Origin of the sequence: Microbacterium sp. CPCC 204701, assembly GCF_004010105.1 — a bacterium.
Lineage (GTDB): Bacteria > Actinomycetota > Actinomycetes > Actinomycetales > Microbacteriaceae > Microbacterium.
This window is the reverse complement of record NZ_RRYE01000288.1, coordinates 1-3,921: the sequence shown is the minus strand read 5'-3', so window position 1 is coordinate 3,921 and position 3,921 is coordinate 1. Positions and strand designations below refer to the sequence as shown.

Sequence of the window (3,921 nt, the reverse complement as noted above, 5' to 3'; positions counted from 1 at the left end):
AGCGTGCGCCCGCCCGCCGGGCCCGCCGGGCCCGCCGGGCCCGCCGGACCATGCCGGTCCGCCCGGGAGCACGGGCCCCGCGATGCAGGCCTGAGGCGATTGAAGCCCGCCATCGGTTCTTCGTCGTCGGCTTCCTCCCCTTGTCGGTGTCCTGCTCTGTCTTGTCGTGCCGTTCATCGGACGGTGACGGTCACGGGCCTCGACGCGGTCTCGCCGTTCGCGTTGGCGAAGACGGCGACCAGCGTGTGGGTGCCGGCGGCGACGCCGTTCAGCGCGACCGAGACGCGTTGAGCCTCCGGAGTGCTAGCCGCCAGCGCTCCCGAGCCGACGACAGTCCCGTCGAGCTCGAACCGGTACGACGTCGCATTGGTGCCCCACCACAGGTTCGCGGTCGCGGTGAACGAGCCGTCGCGATCCCAGTCGTCATGGCTCGCCACGGGTGCGGCCGGCGCGGCGTGCACCACCTTCACGGTGGTCGAGGTGGTGGCCGTCGCACCGCGCGAGTTGATGAGCTCGGCGGTGTAGACATAGGTGCCGTCGGGCTTGCCGGTGAAGCTCGCACCCGTGATCTGTGACATTCCGCCGGCCGGATCGAGCACCTCTGTCGCGATCAGCTCGCCGTTCTCGTACAGCCGGAACGCCGCGCCCGGCGTGCCCCACCAGAGGTTCATCACGACGTCGTACGCACCGTCGTGCAGTCCGTACGCGTGACCGCTGGTGTTCGACAGCGACCCGCGGCCCGGAGCAGACGTCGGGTTCGTGTCTGCGAAGACGAAGACGGTGACGGATTCCTCGGCCGCGGCATCCGCCCCGTTGACGGCACGCACGCTCACGGTGTGGGCGCCGGCCCTTCCGTCGAGGTCGATCTCGGCGTCGGGTGCGACCGGCCCGCCGTCGAACGAGACCTCGAGCCGGTCGACGCCCGACTCGGGATCGGCAGCACTGATCGCGAGGCGCAGCGTGTCGCTGTCTTTCACCAGCGTGCCGTCGGCGGGGAGTCCCGCGATGACGGGCGGGGTGTCGTCGGCGGACGCGGTCACCGCGAGCGCCGCGGTGCGGGCGAACGATCCGACGCCGTGGCTGACCGTGACGATGTCGCCCGCCTGCGCGCCGAGCGCGGCGATGTCGAGCTCGGCGGTGTAGTCGAGCGCGTTGACGGCGGTCTGCGTGACCACGATCGGGGCAGCCGGCGTGCCGTCGACGGTGACGCGCACCTCGCCGGTGTTCCCACCCGCGGCATCCATGTTCAATGGCGCCCGCAGCGTCACGGTGACCGATCCGTCCGCGGGTGCCTCGGCGCGGTCGAGGGCGATCGTGCTCGAGGTGAAGGCGCGCCACGCGAGCGACTCGACCCACGCGGTCGTGAAGGTCACCCAGCCCTCGGTGTGGCCGATGTTCGCGACGCCGGGGTTGAAGGGGTAGTGACCGTTCTTCGGGCTGCCGTCGAACACGCCGGGCGCGCCCTGCAGCAGACCGTAGCCGCCCTGGTACTCCGAGAACCAGCCGAGGTCGAGCCCTTCGAACGCGAGCTCCGGGTCGTTGATCCGGTACTGCGCGGCGCGGCCGGTCGGGTTGCGGCCGAAGACGTTGTCGACGTGCGCCTGAGCGATCTCGGTCAGGCGTGCGTCGATCGCGGGATCGTCGATCATCGTCGTCGCCGCGAGCGCCGCGGCGGGGAATCCGAGCACGTTGCCGGACTCGTTCGGGTCTTCGCCCGACCCTCCGCCGGTGAAGCTCGGGATCGTCCACCGGTCGTCGCTGTACCTGCGGAAGTCCCACATGTTCGCCGACCGGCCGATCGCGACCTCTGCCCACTCGGCGGCGAACTCCGCGATGCCGTCGGGCGCCTCGTCGGCGAGCGTCGTCGCGAGCGTGGCGAGCGAGGTCATGAGGTGGTATTCGCCCTGGCGCTGGCCCTTCGTCGTGCCGGGATCGGCGAGGTCGACGTCGTCGATGAGCCACCGCGCCTGTGCGATCGCGGCATCCCGGTACAGCTCGGCGTCGTCACGCCCTTCACGGACGGCGACCTCCCACATTCGCAGGTTGGGGACGATCGAGTGACCGGGCGGGAACTCGCCCTTGCCGGTGCCGATCTGGGTGTAGACCTGCAGCAGGTCGGCGGTGTGCGGCGTGTAGTCGTGCCAGAAGTACCGGCCGTAGGCGGTCTTGGACCAGATCGGGAACAGGTAGTCGCGCACGTCCTCGTAGAGCGCCCGCGGGATCCACTCCGACAACTCGGGGTACGCCCACAGGAACGACGCGAGCTGCTCCTTGACCAACACGTGGTCGTACTGGCCGCGCAGGTAGATCTCGGCGCCCCACGCGAGCAGGCGTGCGATCTCGGGGCTTCCCTCCGCGGTCGGGTACTGGAGACCCTCGTAGACCGCCTCCGGCATCCGGATGGCGGCGATCGGGGTCGGGTTGGCCAGGTAGAGGTCGACGAGGCTCGACAGCTCGAACGACATCTGGTGCGAGTCGCGCCAGCCGAGGCCGCGCATGCAGTGGGGATGCGTTCCGTTGAGGGGCTTGCCGGTCAGGTCTCCGAAGAAGCACCGCACGTCGCTCATGAATGCGATCGCGTGGTCGTAGCCGATGCGCTCGGTCCAGTTCGCGCCGATCCCGAACTCGTACGAGTCTCCCTCGCCGGCGACGCCGTGGACGAGGATGCGGAAGGGGCCGGTCTCGGCCGGGTCGAAGTCGGTGAAGTCGCCGATCCTGCCCTGGACCGTGCCTTCGTGCACCACCGCGCCGGAGGCATCGACGATCTGGAAGCTCTCGCCGTCCAGCGCGTTGGGCGCCGTGAAGCGCTTCGGACCCCCGAGGTCGTAGCCGCTCTGGTTGACCACGACGGGCTGGGGCGCGCCGGCGCCCGTGGAAGGGGTCCAGCTGCAGCCGGACGCCGTCGCGGGATGGCCCGCGGGCACCGAGTCGAGCTGCTCGACGCCGATGCCGCCGATGCGCGCGTCGGCCCGGTATGCGCCGAAGCCGATCGTGCCGCCGGCGTCACCCGCGGGAACGGCGGCGACGAGCGCGCTGTCCACTCGCACCGCCAGGATCCCGTTGGCGCGGGTGATCTCGACATTCGCCCATTCGCCGAGGTCCATCGGCGCGCGGCCCGTGCACAGCACCGTGCCGCCGTTCGGCCTCGCGAGCGTGATGCCGGTCGCGGTGATCTGGATCGCGGTGTTGCGGGCGATATGGCTGTACGGCGCGGCCGCGTCGACGAGCAGCGAGACGGTGCCGTTCGCCGCGAGCTGGTCCGCCCGCACGGACGTGCGCAGTGTGTAGGCGTCGGGCAGGTTGATCTCGGCGGTCGGCCGCAAATAGCTTCCCGAGGTGGCCGCGAGGTTGTCGATCGTCACCGCATCGACCTCCCCGCCTTCGACGCTCCACGAGCTCAGGGCCCCCGCGAGCGGAGTCCAGCCTGCGGTGCCGCCGGACCACGCCTCACTGAACGGCAGGCCCGTCGACCCAGGGTTGCCGGGCTCGTCGGGCACGAGCCGCACGCTCGCGGCACGGGTGTTGATCCCGGTCGTCGTCGCCTGTCGGCTCAGGCGTACCGTCGCGGTCTCGCCCGCCGAGAGCTCGACCGAGCCGAGGTCGGTCCAGGCACCGCGCTCGGCGTTCTGGTCCACCGTGGTGGTGGTCGACGCGCCGCTGCCGCCCGACACCGTGTACACAGCCGCGGACTCGGAGTTGCCGGCATCGGGCACGCCCGCCTCGACGCGGTATGTGCCGGCGTGCGCAACGGGAAGCGTCCAGGTCGCGGTGGCGGCGGCGCTCGTGCTGTAGCGCGACGGAGCCCCGTCGGGGCCCGTCACCGCGCTCGGCTGCCACGTGCCCGTGACCGAGAACGGCACGGTCCCGTCGGCGCGGGGAGTCGTCTCGGTCACCTGCACGGTGACGACCGGCGGCGTGGCC

Annotated in this window: 1 protein-coding gene; it reads right to left on the bottom strand. The window is 71.2% G+C overall.

Annotated elements, in window-relative coordinates; genetic code table 11:
* Positions 1-173: 173 nt before the first annotated feature.
* On the bottom strand, positions 174-3,921 hold a 3,748-nt coding region (locus tag EIO58_RS18885; RefSeq protein ID WP_164861718.1), incomplete at its 5' end, for a golvesin C-terminal-like domain-containing protein.